The 21,718-nt window shown below is 59.6% G+C and carries 19 protein-coding genes; all 19 read right to left on the bottom strand.

Translation table 11 applies throughout. The annotated features are described in order from the left end of the window. Positions 1–2: 2 nt before the first annotated feature. Positions 3–659 carry an LON peptidase substrate-binding domain-containing protein gene (locus HYX42_RS20625; RefSeq protein ID WP_293406673.1) on the bottom strand — a complete coding sequence of 219 codons (657 nt, stop codon included), beginning with the start codon at positions 657–659 and terminating at the stop codon, positions 3–5. 193 nt (positions 660–852) lie between these two features. Next, positions 853–1,725, bottom strand: a complete 873-nt coding sequence (accD, locus tag HYX42_RS20620) for an acetyl-CoA carboxylase, carboxyltransferase subunit beta (protein WP_293406671.1) — start codon at positions 1,723–1,725, stop codon at positions 853–855. Between the two features lie 106 nt (positions 1,726–1,831). After that, the gene (trpA, locus tag HYX42_RS20615) at positions 1,832–2,653 is read right to left on the bottom strand and encodes a tryptophan synthase subunit alpha (RefSeq protein WP_293406669.1); all 822 of its coding nucleotides are present in this window, start codon (positions 2,651–2,653) and stop codon (positions 1,832–1,834) included. Then, entirely contained in the window at positions 2,650–3,903 is a 1,254-nt protein-coding gene (gene trpB / locus HYX42_RS20610) for a tryptophan synthase subunit beta (RefSeq protein ID WP_293406667.1), read from the bottom strand. Before trpB ends, trpA begins: the two co-directional genes overlap by 4 nt. Then, positions 3,881–4,579: a phosphoribosylanthranilate isomerase gene (locus HYX42_RS20605; protein ID WP_293406665.1), complete on the bottom strand. Its 699-nt coding sequence runs from the start codon at positions 4,577–4,579 to the stop codon at positions 3,881–3,883. Before HYX42_RS20605 ends, trpB begins: the two co-directional genes overlap by 23 nt. A gap of 21 nt (positions 4,580–4,600) precedes the next feature. Beyond that, positions 4,601–5,395 carry a tRNA pseudouridine(38-40) synthase TruA gene (gene truA / locus HYX42_RS20600; RefSeq protein WP_293406663.1) on the bottom strand — a complete coding sequence of 265 codons (795 nt, stop codon included), beginning with the start codon at positions 5,393–5,395 and terminating at the stop codon, positions 4,601–4,603. A 60-nt stretch (positions 5,396–5,455) separates the two neighbouring features. Continuing rightward, entirely contained in the window at positions 5,456–8,185 is a 2,730-nt protein-coding gene (locus HYX42_RS20595; protein WP_293406661.1) for a FimV/HubP family polar landmark protein, read from the bottom strand. 261 nt (positions 8,186–8,446) lie between these two features. Continuing rightward, on the bottom strand, positions 8,447–9,586 hold the full coding sequence (asd, locus tag HYX42_RS20590) for an aspartate-semialdehyde dehydrogenase (protein ID WP_293406659.1): 1,140 nt from the start codon (positions 9,584–9,586) through the stop codon (positions 8,447–8,449). 315 nt (positions 9,587–9,901) lie between these two features. Then, positions 9,902–10,972 (bottom strand): 3-isopropylmalate dehydrogenase, encoded by a 1,071-nt coding sequence (leuB, locus tag HYX42_RS20585; protein WP_293406657.1) that lies wholly within the window; start codon positions 10,970–10,972, stop codon positions 9,902–9,904. Positions 10,973–11,032: 60 nt separating this feature from the next. Further along, positions 11,033–11,695, bottom strand: coding sequence for a 3-isopropylmalate dehydratase small subunit (gene leuD, locus HYX42_RS20580; RefSeq protein WP_293406655.1), 663 nt, complete (start codon positions 11,693–11,695; stop codon positions 11,033–11,035). Positions 11,696–11,704: 9 nt separating this feature from the next. Beyond that, positions 11,705–13,126 (bottom strand): 3-isopropylmalate dehydratase large subunit, encoded by a 1,422-nt coding sequence (leuC, locus tag HYX42_RS20575; RefSeq protein ID WP_293406653.1) that lies wholly within the window; start codon positions 13,124–13,126, stop codon positions 11,705–11,707. A gap of 57 nt (positions 13,127–13,183) precedes the next feature. Continuing rightward, a complete protein-coding gene (locus tag HYX42_RS20570; protein WP_293406651.1) occupies positions 13,184–14,173 on the bottom strand; it encodes a LysR family transcriptional regulator in 990 nt (329 codons plus the stop codon). 693 nt (positions 14,174–14,866) lie between these two features. Beyond that, positions 14,867–16,177 (bottom strand): citrate synthase, encoded by a 1,311-nt coding sequence (gltA, locus tag HYX42_RS20565; protein ID WP_293406649.1) that lies wholly within the window; start codon positions 16,175–16,177, stop codon positions 14,867–14,869. 22 nt (positions 16,178–16,199) lie between these two features. After that, positions 16,200–16,523 carry a succinate dehydrogenase assembly factor 2 gene (locus tag HYX42_RS20560; protein WP_293406647.1) on the bottom strand — a complete coding sequence of 108 codons (324 nt, stop codon included), beginning with the start codon at positions 16,521–16,523 and terminating at the stop codon, positions 16,200–16,202. An 11-nt stretch (positions 16,524–16,534) separates the two neighbouring features. Then, positions 16,535–17,239: a succinate dehydrogenase iron-sulfur subunit gene (locus tag HYX42_RS20555; protein WP_293406645.1), complete on the bottom strand. Its 705-nt coding sequence runs from the start codon at positions 17,237–17,239 to the stop codon at positions 16,535–16,537. A gap of 59 nt (positions 17,240–17,298) precedes the next feature. Beyond that, the gene (gene sdhA, locus HYX42_RS20550) at positions 17,299–19,092 is read right to left on the bottom strand and encodes a succinate dehydrogenase flavoprotein subunit (protein ID WP_293406643.1); all 1,794 of its coding nucleotides are present in this window, start codon (positions 19,090–19,092) and stop codon (positions 17,299–17,301) included. 43 nt (positions 19,093–19,135) lie between these two features. Beyond that, entirely contained in the window at positions 19,136–19,501 is a 366-nt protein-coding gene (gene sdhD, locus HYX42_RS20545) for a succinate dehydrogenase, hydrophobic membrane anchor protein (RefSeq protein WP_293406642.1), read from the bottom strand. 21 nt (positions 19,502–19,522) lie between these two features. Then, positions 19,523–19,969: a succinate dehydrogenase, cytochrome b556 subunit gene (sdhC, locus tag HYX42_RS20540; RefSeq protein WP_293406641.1), complete on the bottom strand. Its 447-nt coding sequence runs from the start codon at positions 19,967–19,969 to the stop codon at positions 19,523–19,525. Between the two features lie 170 nt (positions 19,970–20,139). Further along, entirely contained in the window at positions 20,140–21,705 is a 1,566-nt protein-coding gene (locus tag HYX42_RS20535; RefSeq protein ID WP_293406639.1) for a cryptochrome/photolyase family protein, read from the bottom strand. Between the last annotated feature and the right edge of the window lie 13 nt (positions 21,706–21,718).

Raw genomic sequence — 21,718 nt, 5'->3', positions numbered from 1 at the left:
CCCTACAGTGTTATGCCGGTTCGCTCAAGGATATCGCTCACCAATTCAAGCCTGACCAGCGGATTGTCCAGTTCCATCAATCGTTGTTTTAGCTCAACCGGTATGGGCAGCAACTCACACCAGCGATTGGCAACCCATCCGCAATCATCCAGCCGGTAGGGCGCTACAAGGGGCATCTGATCGTTGGGAGCACTTCGCTCCTGCAGGCTTTTGATCACCTTGCCCAGGGCATTGGCGGTGCCCTGAAGATCTTCTGGAATCCTGACCGTCTGATCGTCGTCAAGGCGCGTGACATCTGCAATCCACAGGCCGTGTTTCAGCCGCTCACGATTTGATATTTCGAAACGCTGGGCACCCTCGCAGCGGATCATCATCAAGCCGGGCTGTGGCACGGAAAATTCCGTGATGGTGGCCAGGGTTCCAACTGTATTGAATTCCTCCTGAGCAAACCTGCCGCCTGAATGTTTCCCGTCAACCTTGCGTACCTCGGAACCCTGAATCAGTGACACAACCCCAAAAGGCGCGCCGATCTTGTGGCACTTGCCGATCATGTCCAGGTAACGAACCTCAAAAATCCTCAGGGGAAGCAGGCCGCCCGGATAAAGAACGGTACCCAGCGGGAATAGTGGAAGCGAAAACAGGGTCAGGGCTTCAGACATTGGTGCATGCCTTGGATGAATATGCCAACATCATCCCACGAAGACGCTTCTTGTTGCTTGCCGATGATTTTCAGCATGCAGGTCTGGGAGGTACCTGAAAACCGAAGCTCTGAAAAGGAAAAGCCCGCAACTGCGGCAAGCACATTTGCGGGACGCGTAAAAAACCGGAATCTGGCCATGTCAGCCTCGCAGGTCACTCCACAGCGTCTGCCGGTTGCTTCAACAGCATGGCCAAAGAACTCGCGATGGTTTTGCGCAGTTCACGGCGGTCACATATAAAGTCGACTGCGCCTTTTGTCTGCAGGAACTCGGCTCGCTGAAAGCCTTCTGGCAGGGTGACCCTCACCGTCGATTCGATCACGCGCGGGCCAGCAAAACCGATCAATGCCTTGGGTTCTGCGACGACGATGTCACCGACAAAGGCAAACCCGGCACTCACGCCGCCCATGGTAGGGTCGGTCAACACGCTGACGTAGGGCAGGCCCTTTTTCGCGAGTCGCGTCAGCGCCGAGTTGGTCTTGGCCATTTGCATGAGACTGAGCAGGCCCTCCTGCATGCGGGCCCCCCCGGTGGCCGTAAAGCAGATGAAGGGCACCTTCTGTTCAATGGCTGCATGGACGCCTCGCACAAATCGTTCCCCGACGACGCTGCCCATGCTGCCACCCATGAAGTCGAATTCAAAACAGCAGGCGACCACACCGATGCTGTGAACTGCGCCACCCATGACGACCAGTGCATCGGTCTCCCCCGTGGTTTCCAGCGCTTCTTTCAGGCGTTCGGGATATTTCCGGCTGTCCTTGAACTTGAGCGCATCAACGGGCAGGACCTCCTGTCCCAGCTCATAGCGGCCTTCCGGATCAAGAAACGCGTCAAGTCTGGCGCGTGCACCGATGCGGTGATGATGGCTGCACTGTGGGCAAACATTCTGGTTTTTTTCCAGATCCGTCTTGTAGAGAACTGCCTCGCAACTTGGGCATTTGATCCACAGGCCCTCGGGCACGCTCCGGCGCTCGGTAGGGTCAGTAGGGGTGATTTTCGGTGGAAGTAGTTTTTCTAGCCAAGACATGGATTCAGGTCCCTGTTAAAAGGCATCCGGATGGACTGTACGGTGACAGTTTTCTGCGAAGGTGCAATTATGCTCTGGTGGCGTATGGTATTGAACCCGCTGGCCATCAGTCCAGGGCGAGACGGATTTCCCTGAGGAAATCCTGCGCCACAGCAGCTACTTTTTCACGTGGCTGATGTTCAATCAGCTGAATGATTTTGCTGCCTATGACTACGGCATCGGCCACCTGGCTTATGGCTTTGGCGGCCGCGGCATCCCGGATGCCGAAGCCGACGCCTACCGGGACGCTGACATGCCGTCGGATGCGTGGCAGCATGGCGCCTACGGCATCCACGTCCAGCGCGCCTGACCCGGTCACGCCTTTGAGGGACACATAGTAGACGTATCCGCTGGCGACCTGGGCCACCTGCTGCATGCGCTGGTCTGTGCTGGTCGGAGCCAGCAGGAAGATCAGGTCCATGTCCCTGGCGCGAAGGCGGGCAGCGAATTCCACGCATTCTTCAGGCGGGTAGTCAACGACAAGCACGCCGTCGACACCTGCGTTTGAGGCGTCGCGTATGAAGGCGCTGTCTTCGGAGTTTCCACCGCCGTGCCTGATGTCGTAGGCCTCTATCGGATTGGCATATCCCATCAGTACTACGGGTGTGGTTTTGTCCTGTGTACGGAAGGTGCGAACCATCTCCAGTACCTGGAGCAGGCCGATGCCGCTGGCCAGGGCCTTGTCACCCGCCTTCTGGATCACAGGTCCGTCGGCGCTCGGATCCGAAAAGGGAACGCCCAGTTCAATGACGTCAGCACCACCGGCCACCATGCCATGCATCAGTTCGGGCGTGACATCTGCAAAAGGAAACCCTGCTGTCACGAAAGGAATAAGGGCCTTGCGGCCTTCACTCTTGAGTCTGGCAAAAACGGGTGCAATACGGCTCATGATTTGGCACCGCCGCCCTTGACTGAAAGTCCACGCATTGAGGGCCGATCATAAAAATCGGCACCGGACAAATCTGCCACTGTGCCTATGTCCTTGTCACCCCTGCCGGAGAGGTTTACCAGAATGCTCTGGTCTGTGCGCATGGTCTTTGCCAGCTTCATGGCATATGCCACTGCATGGCTGGATTCGAGGGCGGGAATGATGCCTTCTGTCCTGCAGAGGTAGTGAAAAGCCTGAAGTGCTTCCTCGTCAGTGATGCCCACGTACTCGGCACGGCCGATATCCTTGAGGAAGGCGTGCTCAGGTCCGACGCCAGGGTAGTCCAGACCGGCGCTGATGCTGTGCGTTTCGGTCACCTGGCCATCTTCGTTCTGCAGTACATAGGTCCGGTTGCCGTGAAGCACGCCCGCTACGCCGCGTTGGAGCGAAGCGGAATGTTTGCCGCTGTCCATGCCTTCGCCTGCAGCCTCGACGCCGATGAGGCGCGTGTTCGTGTATGGGATGTAAGGGTGAAAGATACCCATGGCATTGCTGCCGCCACCAACACATGCGATGACGGCGTCAGGCTGGCCGCCTGTGAACTCGGGCATTTGTGTAATGCATTCGGTGCCGATCACACTCTGGAAGTCCCGCACCATCATCGGGTAGGGGTGCGGACCTGCGACCGTGCCAATGATGTAGAAGGTGTTGTCAACGTTGGCGACCCAGTCGCGCATGGCCTCGTTCAGGGCATCTTTCAGTGTTTTGCTGCCGCTTTCAACCGGCACCACAGTTGCCCCCAGCAGCTTCATCCGGTAGACATTGGGGCTTTGCCGCTTGACGTCTTCGCTGCCCATGTAAACGACGCATTCCAGCCCGTAGCGTGCACAGATGGTCGCGGTGGCTACACCGTGTTGTCCGGCACCTGTTTCTGCAATGACGCGCGGCTTGCCCATCCGCCTGGCCAGCATGGCCTGGCCTATGGTGTTGTTGATCTTGTGCGCGCCGGTATGGTTGAGGTCTTCGCGTTTGAGGTAAATCTGGGCGCCGCCCTGTTCACGGCTCATGCGCGCAGCATGATAGATGGGGGAGGGCCGTCCCACGAAGTGCTTGAGTTCCGAATTGAACTCCGCCCGGAACCCGGGGTCATGCTGGTATCTGGCGTAAGCCTCTTTCAGCTCGGTGATGGCATGGGTCAGCGTTTCTGAAACAAAACTGCCGCCGTAAATACCAAAATGTCCTGAGACATCAGGTTGTTGATAGTCGTACATAGTGGTCGGGATTCTTTGCAAATTGCTCGTCGGCTGCGCGCACGGCAGCCACGAACTGGTTGATCTTGTCGGCGCTTTTGATTCCTTTTGAAATCTCGACGCCCGAGCTGACATCAACGGCCAGCGTTTTACAACGCGGCCTGACTTGCAAAATGCCATCGCCCACATTTGCAGGTGTGAGTCCACCAGACAAAACGAGGTGAGCGCTGACGTTTGGAGGAAGAAGTGACCAATTGAATGTTTTGCCGCCTCCGCCATATCCCTGAACATGAGCGTCGAGGAGGATGGCCTGGGCTGCCTTGAAGTCTTCTGCGTATTTTACGAGATTGAAGCCCTGGTCTGCTTCATCAAGGGGAATGCGTGCGGCGCGCAGGAAAGGGCGTGCAGCCCGAATGCATTGCTCCGGCGTTTCATCGCCGTGAAATTGAACCAGGACATTGGGTATTTTTTCGCATGCCGCCTGAATGTCAGCCAGCTCTGCATTTACAAAAAGAAGTACCGGCGTGACGAAGGGTGGCAGCCTGCTGGCCAGTCGGGAGGCGCGCTCAACCGTAACGTGACGCGGGCTCGGCCCGTACATCACAAATCCGACCGCGTCTGCGCCTGCTGCCGCTGCAGCATCGACGTCTTCTTCACGGGTGAGGCCGCAGATCTTGATGCGGGTACGGATATTCATGGTTTTAAAATAGGGTCTTGATCAGGGAAGCCAATCATAGGCCGCTGTGCGTTTGGGCAGGCCATAGTGGTCTTCATAGACCGGTCCCAGGAAATACAGGCCATCCGGGGAAAAGGTGGGCGCTGCGGCGTCCCGCCGGCGCGCTTGTATGACCTCGCCTAGCCATTGCGGCGGATACTCGCCCTGGCCAATCGCAACCAGGCATCCCATGACGTTCCTGATCATGTGGTGCAGGAATGCGTTGGCTTCAAATTCAAAACGCCAATAACTGGCACCCTCACCCGCCCGCTTGCTGATGTCAATCCTGTTGACGGTTTTTACGGGAGATTTCGCCTGGCACTGCGCTGCCCGGAACGAGCTGAAATCATGCTCCCCGACCAGGTATGCTGCCGCCTCTTTCATGGCATTGCCGTCCAGGGGCCTGTAAACCCAGCCCACCCGACCAGCTTCCACGCTGGGGCGGACCGGGGACTCCAGCACCACATAGGCATAACGGCGTGCAATTGCGCTTCCCCGGCAGTGGAATTCGTCCGGCACTTCCCGTGCCCATTGCACGGCAATATCCCGGGGCAGGAAAGCATTGGTGCCGCGCACCCATGATGCTGTTTCACGCTTCAATCCAGTGTCAAAGTGAACGACCTGCATCAGCCCGTGTACACCTGCATCGGTGCGTCCAGCGCAAAGGGTGCGTATCGGCTGGGCTGCAAATTTGCCAAGTGCCAGCTCCAGCTTGTCCTGTACGGTGTTACCCGATAGCTGGCTTTGCCAGCCCTCATACCCGCTTCCGCCGTAGCTTACGCCAAGAGCTATTCTCACGGTGATGCGGCGGCCTGGTGCGCAGTAACCAGCGAACGCGATACAGCGTTCAACTGGCCGTCACGACAGGCCGTTAAGAAACGCCTGCGCCCTGCTCTTGAGCGGTCCGGTGGACTGGGACGCAACTTCCTCTGCCAGCGAACGCGCACCATCGGAGTCGCCCAGCGCCTGGAATTCTTCAGCGAGCGCAAGCTTGGTGGCCAGTGGGTCGTCACCGATAGAGGACTCTTCAGCCAGTGACAGGGTTGGGCTTTCTGTACTGGGGCCACCCAGGTCCAGAGACAGGGAGCCCAGGTCGAACTCCAGCATACCGTTGTCGGGCGCGGCAGCCAGCGGGGCGGGCGCAGGAACCGCTTTTGCAGACGCAGGGGCTGGTTCTTCGGTTGTAAATGTCAGGCCGCTTGACGAAAGGGTCATCTCTGCCGGATTGTCCTCGGCGAGGGCAATCGGGGCGGGTTCCGGTGTTGGGTGCAGCGCGACCGTGCCGGTTGAAAAGTCCATCTCGAGACCGTCGAAGATAGGGTCTGCGGGCGGGGCCTGCATTGCGACTGTGGGTTCAGGCTGGTAGCTCGATGCTGGCTCAACGGGTGCGGCGGCTGGCGGCAGGGCGGCTACTGCCGGGGGCTCATCACCCAGGGAAAAGTCCAGGTCCAGATCGAAGTCCACGGAACCTGCCGGTTCTTCTGGCTGTGCCTCAATCATTTGCGGAATCGTGCTTGAGCCAAACGCAGGCGCGCTGCTGGTCGAATCAACGGAACCGCCCCCGTCAGACGTGAGTGGCTGGCCACCAGGCTGGTAGAGCGGGTTGTATCCATCAAGATCCCGTCCCATTTCAGCGATGTAAGCCCACTCGGGGCCCTCGCCACGCGTCAGGTTGTAAGCTTCAATGGCCACCACCTCAAAAGCCTTGGTATCGCGGCGTTTGGCGTAGATTTCCATGAGCTTGGAGTGAATTGCCACACGCGTCGGGGTCGTGCGCATGGCTTCCTTGAGGATTTCCTCGGCCTGCAGATCGCGCCCATAGGCGAGGTAAACGTCTGCTTCTGCGACGGGATCCACATCGCCTGCCGCGTCGAGCTGGCTGGGTGAGTAGACGAGGGACGAGCCTGTGGCACCGCCTTCGCTGGTGTCGATACGCTGGCCTCCGCTTGCGCCAAAGAATGAGTCCGGCTGCAGTCGGCTTTCGAGGAATGAACTGTCTACCTGAACGGCGTTGTTCCGCTTCTTGTAGCGGTAGAAGCCAAAACCGGCCAGCAACAGCAGCAGGGCAGCAATGCCCGGCAGGACAAACGGGTTGTCCTGCAACTCATCCATGAGGCTGGGCTCAGGCGGCGGAGGGGGAGGAGGCGCTACCGGTTTTTTGACCACTGGCGCTGCAGGCGGACTGGCAACTGCGGCCACGGCGGCAGCCTGGGATGCCGGGCTTGCCGCTACGCTCGCGCTTGCAAGCGGTGAAGAGGCTGCAGCCAGGGATGCCGATGCCGGCGCACTGGCAACCGCGACGGCTGCACTGGCAACTGGTCGAGGTGCACTTGCGGGCGCGGATGCTGCGGTGCCTGCCGCAGTCGGAGAAGAGGCGGGAGCGCCCGGGTTTGCCACCGGGACACCGACGCCTTTGGCTGCGCTGGCAGTTGCGGCTGGCCCGGCGGTCAGTTTGCTCAGGTCGCTGATGTTTTTTGAGAGTTCGGCAACGCGATCAGAAGCCGCTTTGGACTCGCGTTCCTTGGCGATCTTGTCTTCTGCTGCCGCTTTGCCCTGGACTGCGCCCTTTGACAAGGTCAGCTTGTCGGGGGCTGTCGTCGCCGGTGCCTTGTCTTCGACACGGGCCTGCACCCTGCCACTGGCCTGACGGGTGGAACTGTCAGCCTGTGTGGCGGGAACACCATCGGCCAGCTTGCGGCGGAAGTCATTGAAATCTTTGGATTGGGCGACTATGGTCCGGGAAGCCTCGCCTGGCGTCATTGCCCCGGCATCGTCAGCCGAGGGAAGATCCAGCACCGCGCCGGATTTCAGGCGGTTGATGTTGCCGCCTATGAATGCGTCCGGGTTGCTTCTGAGCAATGCCACCAGCATCTGGTCCAGCGAAATGCTGGCAGGCTTGTTCTGGGCGGCGATTTTGCCAGCCGTGTCGCCGGCCTTGACGGTAACTTGCTGGCCGCTGGCTGGAGCCCGCGCGACAGCAGGTTGCCGGGGAGGTGGCGCAGGTCTTTGCACGGGCGCGACTGCAGCTGGCGCTGGCGCGACCCTGGCAGGCGGCGGGCTGGTGGGGTAATACGGAGTGCTGGCGATGCCTGCTGCCGGAGGTGGGGGGAGAGGCGCTGCCGGTCGGAAAAATATCGGGGCTGTGGGTGAGACCGGCGCTGCCGCCTGCCGCAGGTTGGGCGGGTCAAACAGCATGGTGTAGTCACGCACGATGCGGCCTGACGACCAGTTGGCCTCCAGAACGAGGTCTACAAAAGGTTCGGTGACAGGCCTTGTGCTGCTCAGGCGCAGGAAGGCCCGGCCGTCGGCGCGTTTTTGCAGGCTGACCTGCAGGCCCACAACGGCAGGGGTGTATTCAAGACCTGCCTGCTTGAATGCGTCCGGGCTGGCGACGCCGGCGCGCAGGCTGTTCGCCTCATCGGCGTTGATTTCGGAAATATCGATCTCTGCCCGCAGGGGCTCACCGAGTGCAGATTGAACCGTGATGCGGCCCAGACCCAGGGCCGCTGCGTCAAAACTTGCCAGACCGGCCAGCAATGCGACTGCGCTTGCAAGTGCCCCCATGCGCAAATGACCGGGATTATTCATGGGGTTTTGAGCCTCCTGTGCTCGGTCTGCATGTAACTTTATTCTGCTTAAGCGCACAAAAACCTCGATGCGTATTTTCGAAAAACAACCTTAACATCAAGGCATTACGCTGACAAGCTAAGACACCACTTAAGTTTTGACACAGTTGGTCAGGCGGCACTTACAACTTTTAATTGTTGTCTGACGACAACGCCCATTCACAAGTGCTTACCTGTTGGCGATGGATCGGTCACTCGCCTCACTTTGAGCAATTTCCGGGCCTCAGGCCTGTAGCAGGATGCGCAGCATGCGGCGCAGCGGTTCTGCCGCACCCCACAAAAGCTGATCGCCGACCGTAAATGCGCCCAGGTAGTCAGGGCCCATGGCCAGCTTGCGCAGGCGGCCGACAGGAATCTGCATGGTGCCCGTGACGGACACCGGTGTGAGGTCCCTGATCGATGCTTCGCGCGTGTTGGGCACCACTTTGACCCACTGGTTGTCAGCGGCGATCATGGCCTCGATATCTGCCAGCGGTACGTCCTTCTTCAGTTTGAAGGTCAATGCCTGGCTGTGGCAACGCATGGCGCCTATGCGCACGCAGAAGCCGTCGACCGGCGTGGCCGCCGTGCCAAAGCCAGCGCCCTGGCCCAGGATCTTGTTGGTTTCTGCGCCACCTTTCCATTCTTCCTTGCTCATGCCGTCGCCCAGATCCTTGTCGATCCAGGGGATCAGCGAGCCGCCCAGTGGCACGCCGAAGTTGGCGGTTTCGTCGGCAGTCAGCGACTGCTGTTTGGCCAGCACGCGGCGGTCGATTTCAAGGATGGCGGACTTCGGGTCGTCCAGCAGGGCGCGCACTTCACTGTTGAGCGTGCCGTACTGGGTCAGCAGTTCACGCATGTGCTGCGCGCCGCCGCCTGAAGCGGCCTGATAGGTCATGCTGGTCATCCACTCGACCAGACCGGCCTTGTAGAGTGCGCCCACGCCCATGAGCATGCAGCTGACGGTGCAGTTGCCGCCAATCCAGTTCTTGCCGCCCTTGCTCATGGCGTTCTGGATGACGGGCAGGTTGACCGGGTCCAGCACGATGATGGCATCGCTGTTCATGCGCAAGGTCGATGCGGCGTCAATCCAGTGGCCGTCCCAGCCGGCGGCGCGCAGCTTGGGGAAGACCTCAGAGGTGTAGTCGCCGCCCTGGGCGGTGATGATCACGTCGCATTTCTTCAGGGCGTCGATGTCGTAGGCATCCTTCAGGGTCTTTTCGTTCTTCGCCTGCGCAGGGGCCTTGCCGCCGGCATTGGAAGTCGAAAAGAAGACTGGCTCGATCAGGTCGAAGTCGCCTTCGGCCTGCATGCGGTCGATCAGCACCGAGCCGACCATGCCCCGCCAGCCGACGAGTCCCGTGAGATTTCCCTTGAGTTTCATGATGTTGCCCTTCAAAAAGTCAAAAATAAGGCTTTTTGGCCCGGCTCATCGAGCCGGCAGGGCACGACGAACCAGGCTTGCTAGCCCTTAATGGTGGTCGTTTTGGTGATCTGGCTAAAAACCGGCGCAGCGCTGGTCGCGCGCGAAGCGGCGACAAAGCTCACGGGTGCGGGGTTTTTAAACATGGCTCTATTGTAGCGAATCGACGGCGCTCCTCTTTGCAAGCAGGGGCCGCGGGACTGGCTTTGCCAGACCGCAGGCGCAGCGGCCCCCTCGGGGGGCAGGGCGCTTGCGCGTTGTGCGCAACCGTGGGGGCTATTTCAACGCCTTGACCACCGCATTGCCCATCTCCACCGTGCCGACCTTGGTCGTGCCTTCGCTGTAGATATCGGGTGTGCGCAGTCCCTGGGTCAACACGGCATCCACGGCTTTTTCAATGCGTTCTGCCGCTTCCGGCTGGTTCAGGCTGAAGCGCAGCATCATGGCGGCGCTGAGGATGGTGGCCAGCGGATTGGCCACGCCCTTGCCGGCGATGTCGGGGGCGCTGCCGTGGCTGGGCTCGTACAGGCCCTGGTTTTTGTCGTTCAGGCTGGCCGAGGGCAGCATGCCGATGGAGCCGGTGAGCATGGCGGCGGCGTCAGACAGGATGTCGCCGAACATATTGCCGGTCACCACCACGTCGAACTTCTTGGGCGCCTTGACCAGCTGCATGGCGGCGTTGTCGACGTACATGTGGTCGAGCGCGACATCGGGGTACTCCTTGCCGATTTCGGTGACCACGTCTTTCCAGAGCTGAAAGGTTTCCAGCACGTTGGCCTTGTCCACACTGGTGACGCGCTTGCCGCGCTTGCGGGCGGCGTCAAAGGCGACACGGGCGATGCGCTCGATCTCAGGGCGCGAATAGCGCATGGTGTCGAAGGCTTCCTCGCTGCCGAGGAAGTGGCCGTCAGGTGAAACACGGCGTCCGCGTGGCTGGCCGAAGTAGATGTCGCCGGTGAGTTCGCGGATGATGAGGATGTCCAGGCCGGCGACCAGTTCGCGTTTCAGGCTGGAGGCGTCCACCAATTGCGGGTAGCAGATGGCGGGGCGGAAGTTTGCGAACAGGCCCAGGTTCTTGCGCAGGCCCAGAATGGCCTGCTCGGGGCGCAGCGGGCGGTCCAGCTTGTCGTATTTCCAGTCGCCGACAGCGCCAAACAGAATCGCATCCGATTCTTTTGCAAGTTTGAGCGTGGCTTCAGGCAGCGGGTGGCCATGCGCTTCATACGCGGCGCCGCCGACCAGTACCGATTCCATTTCAAACTTCAGGTCCAGGACCTTGAGGACCTTGACGGCCTCGGCGACGATTTCTGTGCCAATGCCGTCACCCGGCAGGATTGCGATTTTCATTTTTACTGTCTTCTTGTAGCGATTGTTTTAAATGGCGATAGTTGTCGCGAACCCGGATTTTCAGCCGGTAAAACCTGGCGTGGCCATGTGGTTGAGCCAGGGCTTGGTGGCCAGGCGTTCGGCCTCATAGGCCTTGATCTTGTCGCTCTGGCGCAAGGTCAGTCCAATATCGTCCAGTCCGTTGAGCAGGCAGTATTTGCGGAAGGCCTGCACATCAAACGGCAGTTCCTTGCCGTCGGGCTTGACGATGACCTGGCGCTCAAGGTCAATCGTCAGTTCATAGCCTGGAAAGGCCAGCGCTTCATCAAACAGGGCTGCCACTTGTGCCTCCGGCAACACGATGGGAAGCAGGCCGTTCTTGAAGCTGTTGTTGAAAAAGATGTCGGCGTAGCTGGGCGCAATGATGGCGCGAAAGCCAAACTGGTCCAGGGCCCAGGGCGCGTGCTCACGCGAGGAGCCGCAGCCAAAGTTTTTGCGCGCCAGCAACACCGACGCGCCCTTGTAGCGCGGCTGGTTCAGCACGAAGTCGGGGTTGGGCTTGCGGCTGGCCGGGTCCTGGCCCGGGAAACCTTCGTCGAGGTAACGCCAGGCGTCAAACAGGTTGGGGCCAAAACCCGTCTTGCGGATGGACTTCAGAAACTGCTTGGGAATGATGGCGTCGGTGTCGACGTTCTCGCGGTCCATGGGAGCGACCAGGCCTTTGTGTACGGTGAATTTCTGCATGATGGTTCCTTACGCAAACTTTCTGATATCGACGAAGTGACCGTGTACGGCTGCAGCAGCTGCCATGGCCGGACTGACCAGGTGGGTGCGGCCGCCGGCGCCCTGCCGGCCTTCGAAGTTGCGGTTGCTGGTCGAGGCGCAGCGCTCGCCCGGCTCCAGCCGGTCGGCGTTCATGGCCAGGCACATCGAGCAGCCGGGCTCGCGCCATTCAAAACCTGCGGCGACAAAAATCTTGTCCAGGCCTTCGCGTTCTGCCTGTTCCTTGACCAGGCCTGAACCGGGCACAACCATCGCCAGCTTGACGTTCTTGGCGACTTTCTGGCCAATCTTCTTGATCACGGCGGCGGCTTCGCGCATGTCTTCAATGCGGCTGTTGGTGCACGAGCCAATGAAGACCTTGTCGACGTAAATGTCGTCAAGGGCCTTGCCGGGCTCCAGGCCCATATATTTCAGCGCACGTTCGATGGCATCGCGCTTGTTGGCGTCTTTTTCCTTGTCCGGGTCTGGCGTCTTGCCGGTCACGGGCAGCACCATCTCGGGCGAGGTGCCCCAGGTGACCTGCGGCTGGATCTGGCTGGCGTCGAGTTCGACAACAGCGTCAAACTTCGCATCGGCATCCGACTGCAGTGTGTTCCAGTACTTCACAGCCATGTCCCACTCGACGCCGGTGGGCGAGAGCAGGCGGCCCTTGACGTAGTCGATGGTCTTCTGGTCTACCGCAACGAGGCCGGACCGAGCGCCGGCCTCAATCGCCATGTTGCAGACCGTCATGCGGCCTTCCATGCTGAGCGCGCGTATGGCCGAGCCGCCAAATTCAATGGCGTAGCCGGTACCGCCCGCCGTGCCAATCTTGCCGATGATGGCCAGCACGATGTCCTTGCCCGTCAGGCCGGGGGCGAGTTTGCCTTCGACCTTGATCAGCATGTTTTTGGCTTTTTTTGCCAGCAACGTCTGGGTCGCCATCACGTGCTCGACTTCGCTGGTGCCAATGCCATGCGCCAGCGCGCCGAAAGCGCCGTGGGTGGAGGTGTGCGAGTCGCCGCAAACAACCGTCATGCCGGGCAGCGTGGCGCCGTTTTCAGGCCCCATAACATGCACGATACCCTGGCGTTTGGAGAGAAACGGGAAGAAGGCTGCAGCGCCTGATTCCTTGATGTTGGCATCCAGCGTGGTGATCTGTTCCTTGCTGACCAGGTCGGTGATGCCGTCGTAGCCCAGCTCCCAGCCTGTGGTGGGCGTGTTGTGGTCGGCGGTGGCGACGATGGAGCTGATGCGCCAGACCTTGCGGCCGGCTTCGCGCAGGCCTTCAAATGCCTGCGGGCTGGTGACTTCGTGGACCAGATGGCGGTCGATGTACAGAATCGAGGTGCCGTCTTCTTCGGTATGAACGACGTGTTCGTCCCAGATCTTGTCGTAGAGGGTGCGTCCCATGGTGATTTCCTTTTGCTTTCGGTCGTGGTAATTGTTGTGGTGATTCGTGTTGTCTTTTCAGGCGGTCGCCGCGGCGGGTCTGGCGGCGGCGCGCACTGCAGATTTGTTTTTCGCCGGCGCTGCATCTTTCGCCGGCTGCGTCAGGTGTTCGACCAGCAGGCGGGCCGTCACGGGCAGGGTTGAAAAATCGCGCGCGACCAGCTGGATGTCGCGCGTCGCCCACTCGTCAAGCAGCGGCACGGCGGCCAGTTCGCCCATGCCGTGCATCAGCTCGAACGCGCGATGCGGCATCACGCCGACGCCCAGGCCGTTCTGGATCATGCGGCACATGGCGTCCAGTCCGGTGACGTGGATGCGCAGCTTGATGGTTCGGCCCACGTCGGCAGCGGCCTGGCGCATGGCCAGGTAAATCGAGCTGTTCGAATGCAGGCCGACCTGGTCGTAGTCGAGCGCAGCTTCAAACTGGATCGGGCCCAGCGCTGCAAGGGCATGACCCCGGGGAACGATTAGCACCAGCTTGTCGCTGCGGTAGGGCATGGTCTGCAACTCGCCAGCCCCGACCCCGGTGTTGCAGATGCCGAGGTCGGCGGCGCCTTCCTGCACGGCGCGCATGACCTCGGTGCTCAGGTGTTCCTCAAGGTCGATCTTGATCTGCGGATGCCCGGCGATGAAGGCACCCAGGTCCTCGGGCAAAAACTGCACGATGGCCGAGATGCTGGCATGCACCCGCACATGGCCGCGCACGCCGTCGGCATATTCGCTGAGCTCGCCCTGCATTTTTTCAAGGCTGAAAAGCACAGAGCGCGCATGGTGCAGCAGGCTCTCGCCGGCAGGCGTCAGGCCGACACCGCGTGTGTGGCGGTAGAGCAGGGGGGTGTCGAGTGTCGCTTCAAGGTCGCTTAAACGCTTGCTGACGGCTGAGGCGGCAATGAACTCACGCTCTGCCGCCTTGCCAATGCTGCCCAGCTCGCACACGGCCACAAAGAGCTGAAGCGAGGTCAGGTCTATGCGGCGCGCGAAGTTGCGTTCTGAGCTTTTGGTGGACATGGGTCAGGGTCTGTTCACACTATTTTCAGGAGTGCGAACGCGGTGAAAACAGCGCCAATCAAGGCGCGCGACGACGTTCAGGCACCTGCCTGACCCAGGAGTGCAACGCAGAGTGGCGCTGTTTTCACCCCGTTCCCTGCGGGTTGTGATCAAAAAGGCCGTGCGCGGCGTTGCAAAGCCTTGATGGGGTCTACCCCATCTGCGTTTTGCGCCTTGCGCACAGCCCTTTTGACTCACAACGCATCTCCTGAAAATAGTGTGAACAGACACTGAGCATCGCCTTTTGAGACGATGGGTGATATTTTGCCTTGACCGGATGGTGTTTGTCATCGCAATCCACGATGGCCGACTTGCCGTGAGCGATTCAGTTCGCCAGCCAATTTTTAACGTAGATGTTAATTTTTTGCCGTACACGTTAAAAATCTGACTTTCCAGCTGTCGGTGATGCTTCAAATCCGCTTTTTTGGATCAAAAAAGGCCTGTTTTGAGGCATAAAAACGGCTGCAGGCCAATAAATACGTACGTGAGCAGCTATAAATTTGATAGTAAGCAGAAGCTGACTGCCGCTCTGAAACTTTGTTTTTGAAGGAGTGTGGGGCGAAGTAGCTTCACGCAGGCGTAAAAAAGCCCGCCGACGTTGCCATCTGGCGGGCCTGGCTGGCAACTCGTGCTGCTGTGTGCCTGTGACGCAGCCTAGCGCTGGGCGATGGGCTTGACCTGGCGGGTTTCGGAGCCGGTGAACAACTGGCGTGGACGGCCAATCTTGTATTCAGGGTCGCTGATCATTTCGTTCAGCTGGGCAATCCAGCCGACGGTACGGGCCAGCGCGAAGACGGCGGTGAACAGCGGCACGGGGATGCCGATGGCTTTTTGCACAATGCCAGAGTAGAAGTCGACATTGGGGTAGAGCTTGCGCGAGACAAAGTAGTCGTCTTCCAGGGCAATTTTTTCCAGGGCCATGGCCAGCTTGAACAGCGGGTCGTTTTCAAGGCCCATTTCCTTCAGCACTTCCTTGCAGGTTTCCTGCATGAGCTTGGCGCGCGGGTCATAGTTCTTGTAGACGCGGTGGCCAAAGCCCATCAGCTTGACGCCGGAGTTCTTGTCCTTCACCTGCTTGATGAAGTCACCTATTTTCTCGATGCCGCCGTTTTTCTGGATGTCGCCCAGCATGTTCAGGGCTGCTTCGTTGGCGCCGCCGTGTGCGGGACCCCAGAGGCAGGCCACACCGGCTGCAATCGCGGCAAACGGGTTGGTGCCGGACGAACCGCACAGGCGCACGGTAGAGGTCGAGGCGTTTTGTTCGTGGTCTGCGTGCAGGATGAAGATGCGGTCCAGCGCACGTTCGAGCACAGGGTTGACCTTGTAGTCTTCGCACGGAGTTGCAAACATCATGTGCAGGAAGTTGCCGGCGTAGCTCAGGTCGTTCTTGGGGTACATGTAGGGCTGGCCCACGGTGTACTTGTATGCCATGGCGACCAGCGTTGGCATCTTGGCGATCAGGCGGATCGCGGCGATCTCGCGGTGCTCGGGATTGTTGATGTCCGTGCTGTCGTGGTAGAAGGCCGACAGCGCGCCAACCAGGCCGGTCATGATGGCCATCGGGTGCGCATCACGGCGGAACCCGCGCAGGAAGAACTGCATCTGCTCGTTGACCATGGTGTGCATGGTCACGGTGCGTGTGAAGTCGGCCTTGCCCTTGGCGTTCGGCAGCTCTCCGTACAGCAGCAGGTGGCAGGTTTCCATGTAATCGCAGTTGGTGGCCAGCTGCTCGATGGGGTAGCCGCGGTACAGCAGCTCACCCTTGTCGCCGTCGATGTAGGTGATGGCCGACTGGCAGGACGCGGTGGACAGGAAGCCCGGGTCATACGTGAACATGCCGGTCTGCGCGTACAGCTTGCGGATGTCGACCACGTCAGGGCCGACATTGCCCTTGTAAACCGGCAAATCAATGCTCGGGCTGCCGTTGCTGAAGGACAGGGTGGCTTTATTGTCAGCTAGCTTCATTTCATGCTTCTTTCTGGTCAGGTCAAACAGGGGCAGTCACGGCCGGGCTTGCGGCTGGACGTAACAGGTAGAGAACTTCGAGAGCTTCGGGAGTGGATGCAGTGGCCTGTGAATCAGGCTCTGAGAGCTGTGAGGCTTCTTTTCTTTTTAGCAAAAGGTCCAGGAGGTCATTGTCGGACAACTCCATTAAATCATTCATGCCTTTGGCCTGCCGGACGGTCAAAGTGGCTTCGTGCCGGGCAAAAAAGCGTTCGATGAGGAGGTCGTTTTCGAGCAGGCCCCGACGGCAGCGCCACCTGAGCTTGCTCAGGGCGCGTTCGTCGAGGAGGGCGTCAATGACTTGCATGAATCGAGTAATTACAGGGCCCGCAACACCATCATTTCCTTGATCTTGCCGATTGCTTTTGTGGGGTTCAGGCCCTTCGGGCAAACGTCGACGCAGTTCATGATGGTGTGGCAGCGGAACAGGCGGTAAGGGTCTTCGAGGTTGTCGAGGCGCTCACCCGTGGCTTCGTCACGGCTGTCGGCGATGAAGCGGTAGGCCTGCAGCAAACCGGCCGGGCCGACAAACTTGTCCGGGTTCCACCAGAAGCTGGGGCAGCTTGTCGAGCAGCTGGCGCACAGGATGCACTCGTACAGGCCATTGAGCTCGTCGCGCTCTTCGGGGCTTTGCAGGCGCTCTTTCTCGGGCGGCAGGTTGTCGTTGATCAGGTAGGGCTTGATCGAGTTGTACTGCTTGAAGAACTGCGTCATGTCGACGATCAGGTCGCGCACCACGGGCAGGCCGGGCAGCGGCTTGAGCACGATGGTGCCCTTGAGCGTGTTCATGTTGGTCAGGCAGGCCAGGCCATTCTTGCCATTGATGTTCATCGCATCGGAGCCGCAGACGCCTTCGCGGCATGAACGGCGAAAGCTGATGCTCGGGTCCTGCGCCTTGAGCTTCATCAGCGCGTCCAGCAGCATGCGCTCGTGGCCGTCCAGCTCGACCTCGATGGTCTGCATGTAAGGCTTGGCATCGGTATCCGGGTCGTAGCGGTAAATCTGAAAGGTACGTTTGGTCATGTGGGTTCTCGATTTTTATGGATCGCGGGGCCGACTGTTTTTGCTTCTTGAACGGACGCTTAGAACGTTCGGGTCTTGAGGGGCACGGACTCGACGGTGAGTGGCTTCATCTGCACGGGCTTGTAAGCCAGGCGGCTGCCTTCGCTGTACCAGAGCGTGTGTTTGTGCCAGTCGGTGTCGTTGCGGCCGTTTGGATGCTCTGGCGTATCGCCGTAGTCATCGACCGAGTGCGCGCCGCGGCTTTCCTTGCGGGCTGCGGCGGAAACGATGGTCGCCTGCGCCGCTTCGATCAGGTTTTCAACTTCCAGCGCCTCGATGCGTGCGGTGTTGAAGATTTTTGACTTGTCTTTCAGGCCGATGTTGGCCACGCGCTCGCGCATGGCTGCAATCTTTGCCACACCTTCGTCCAGGATGGCCTGGGTGCGGAACACACCGGCGTGCTGCTGCATGGCGTTGCGCAGGTCGTTGGCAACGTCCTGTGCGTATTCGCCGCCTGTGGCGTTGTCCAGGCGCGCGATACGGGCCAGGGTCTTGTCGGCCGCATCTGCAGGCAGGGGTTTGTGCGTGGTGGTCTTCGCGTATTCGACGATGTGATTGCCGGCTGCCTTGCCGAAGACCAGCAGGTCGAGCAGCGAGTTGGTGCCCAGGCGATTGGCGCCGTGCACGCTGACACATGAGCATTCACCCACCGCGTACAGGCCGTTGACGACCTGGCTCTGGTTGTTCGCATCCTGCGTGACGACCTGGCCATGGATGTTGGTCGGAATGCCGCCCATCTGGTAGTGGATGGTCGGGACGACGGGAATCGGTTCTTTCGTGATGTCGACGTTGGCAAAGTTGTGGCCAATCTCGAACACCGACGGCAGGCGCTTCATGATGGCGTCCACGCCCAGGTGGGTCATGTCCAGCAGGATGTAGTCCTTGTTGGGGCCGCAGCCACGGCCTTCCTTGATTTCCTGGTCCATGGAGCGCGACACGAAATCACGCGGTGCCAGGTCTTTCAGCGTCGGGGCGTAACGTTCCATGAAGCGCTCGCCTTCGCTGTTGCGAAGAATCGCGCCTTCACCGCGGCAGCCTTCGGTCAGCAGCACGCCTGCACCGGCCACGCCGGTGGGGTGGAACTGCCAGAACTCCATGTCTTCCAGCGGAATACCGGCACGTGCCGCCATGCCCAGGCCGTCGCCGGTGTTGATGAAGGCATTGGTCGATGCGGCAAAGATGCGGCCTGCGCCGCCGGTGGCCAGCATGGTGGTCTTGGCTTCGAAGATGTGAACGTCGCCAGTTTCCATTTCAATCGCGGTCACGCCGACCACGTCGCCAGCCTCGTCACGAATCAGGTCCAGTGCCATCCACTCGACGAAGAAACTGGTTTTTTCCTTGACGTTCTGCTGGTACAGCGTGTGCAGCATGGCGTGGCCCGTACGGTCGGCCGCCGCGCAGGCGCGCTGAACAGGCTTTTCACCGTAGTTGGCGGTGTGGCCGCCGAAGGGGCGCTGGTAAATCGTGCCATCGGGATTGCGGTCAAACGGCATGCCCATGTGTTCGAGGTCATAGACGACCTTGGGTGCTTCACGGCACATGAATTCGATCGCGTCCTGGTCGCCGAGCCAGTCGGAACCCTTGACGGTGTCATAGAAATGGTAGTGCCAGTTGTCTTCACTCATGTTGCCGAGGGAGGCACCAATGCCGCCCTGGGCCGCGACAGTGTGCGAGCGGGTCGGGAAAACTTTGGAAAGCACTGCGACATTGAGGCCGGCACGCGCCAGCTGCAGGGATGCGCGCATGCCGGAGCCGCCGGCACCGACGATGACGACGTCAAATTTGCGCTTGGGGAGTTTGGAAGTTGCGGTCATGATTTTTATGTGGGGTATTTATTGTCTTGCGGGCGGTATCTGGTCAGACGCGCCACAGAACCTGGATCGCCCAGCCGGCGCAACCCACCAGCCATGCAATCGTGAAGACATTGAGGACCAGCTTGAGCCAGACCGGCTTTATGTAGTCCATCCAGATGTCGCGCATGCCGACCCAGACGTGATACAGCAGGGCAATGATGACCACAAAGGTGAGGGTCTTCATCCATTGTGACGAGAAGATGCCGGACCACTTGTCGTAACCGATAGGGCCTTTGCTGAAGATGACCTGCGCCAGGACGATGAGGGTGAACAGGGCCATCAGGGCGGCGGTGACACGCTGTGCCAGCCAGTCGCGCAGACCGTAATGGGCGCCGACAACGATGCGCTTGGAGCCGTAATTAACTGCCATTTTCTGATGCTCCTTGTTGTATTAGTACAGGCCGAACAGCTTGGCGCCCAGCACCAGCGTGAGGCCGATGCTCAGGACCAGCGTCACCACAGCTGAAGTCTTGCCGAATTCCTTGCTCACGGCATCGTGGCTGGTGTCCATCCAGAGGTGGCGCAGGCCGGCGATGAAATGATGCAAGTAGGCCCAGATCAGGGCCAGTGCCACCAGCTTCCAGATAAAGCCTGGCAAATACAGCATGCCGACGTTGAAAGCGGAGGTAAATCGTGCGAAGGAGATTTCAGAAGAAATCGAGGTGTCAAACATCCAGATGATGAAGGGCATCAGCAAAAACATGATGGCCCCGCTGATGCGGTGGAGGATGGAGACGATGCCGGCAGCGGGCAAGCGGTAGGTGGGGAGATCGGTGATGGCGTTGATGTTGCGGAACTCGGGCCGCTTCTTCACTGCGGTTGTCGCTGATTCGGACATACGTGGCTTTCTATATTTTGAGTAACTGCTTGGTAACCGGCAAGATTTGCTCAACTCAGGATTCTATTGCAATGCAGCATGAGCTTATGTGCATGGCGCGCATGACTTGAATTTTTGGTCGGGTTAGGTAGTTTTACTATTGTTTGCATGCAGCTTGCCTTGATCCGGGCCTAGAGTGAGTCGAGGTTTCCGAGCATTTCAGATGCGCGCAGGCCAACTTCCTCGCGTTGCGCTGTTGTCATGCGCTGCAGGTTTTTGACCATCAGGGCAGTGCGCTGGTTATTTGCCAGCGCTGCCTCACGCGTGTCAAGGAAATTCCAGTACAGCGTGGTCATGGGGCAGGCCGCGGGTCCGGTCCGGGTTTCGGGGTCGTACTTACAACTGCTGCAATAGTTACTCATGCGTTTCACGTACGCGCCGCTTGCGATGTAGGGCTTGGACGTAAAGCGCCCGCCATTTGCGAAGAGGGCCATGCCGGCCGTGTTGGGCAGTTCCACCCATTCGACCGCATCCACATAGACGGCAAGATACCAGTCGCACAGTTGTTGTGGCGTGATTTGGGCCATCACCCCGAACATGCCGGTCACCATCAGCCGCTGTATATGGTGTGAATAGCCATTTTCCAGGGTCTGGCCAATGCACTGGCGCATGCAGTTCATATGCGTATCGCCGGTCCAGTACCAGGCGGGCAGGGCATTTTTATGGCCAAAGTGGTTGGCGGTCTTCAGCCCGGGCATGTCGAGAAAGTACACACCCCGGATGAATTCACGCCAGCCCAGTATCTGGCGAATGAAGCCCTCGACGCTGGCCAGGTCCAGATCCCGCTCACGCCATGCCTTCCCGGCAGCGAGTACCACCTCCAGCGGATTGAGCAGCTTCAGGTTGAGCGAACTCGACAACAACGAATGCCAACCGAAATCAAGATGCGTCCACATGGCGTCCTGATGCGCGCCAAAGAGGGGCAATCGGTGCTCAATGAAATCATCCAGGGCGAGCAAGGCATCCTTGCGCGTTACCGGCCAGTTGAAGTGTTCCAGCTTGCCCGGGTGATCGGCAAAGTCCTTTTCAACCAGCGCCATCACCTCGCGGGTCACGGTGTCAGGTTCAAATACTGGAAGCCGTGGGACATCCTGAGGGCCGGCGCGGCCAAAGCCCTTGCGATTTTCAGCGTCGTAGTTCCACTTGCCACCGACGGGTTTGTCGCCGTCCATCAACACCCGGTATTGTTTGCGCATGGTGCGGTAGAAAAACTCCATGCGAAGGCTGGCGGATTGGCCTGCCCAGGCCCGAAACTGCGAAACGCTGCATAAAAAATGTCTGTCTTCGCGCCATTCCAGCTTTGTTGTAGAAGCAGAGGCCATCTCTGCTTCAATCATCTGCCTGACCCGAAGGTCTCCGGGCTCCACGCAGATGAGGCGTTGTGGGTGGTACTTCAGGAGGGCTGCGCCCAGGCCCTCGGCAAGCGTCGCATCCCGTTCGACGTGCAGCGAGCGGTATTCAACCCGTAATGGGGCCGGCCGCTGCGCGAGGTCCTGCGCAAAGTGGCGCATGGCTGAAAGAAACAGGGTGGTGCGTGCCTTGTGCGACCAGACATGAGTCGATTCTTCAGCGGCTTCAACCATCAGCACGACGTCCTGATCTGTATCAATGCCGTCAAAGGCCGACGATTCCTCATCCAGCTGGTCGCCCAGAACAAAGACGAGGTTACGACATGACTCCAGCTTCATACCGATCATTCTAATTTGTGAC

The organism is Polaromonas sp. (assembly GCF_016185115.1).
GTDB lineage: Bacteria > Pseudomonadota > Gammaproteobacteria > Burkholderiales > Burkholderiaceae_C > Polaromonas.
The sequence above is the reverse complement of the archived record's forward strand: the minus strand, read 5'-3'. Positions and strand labels throughout refer to the sequence as shown.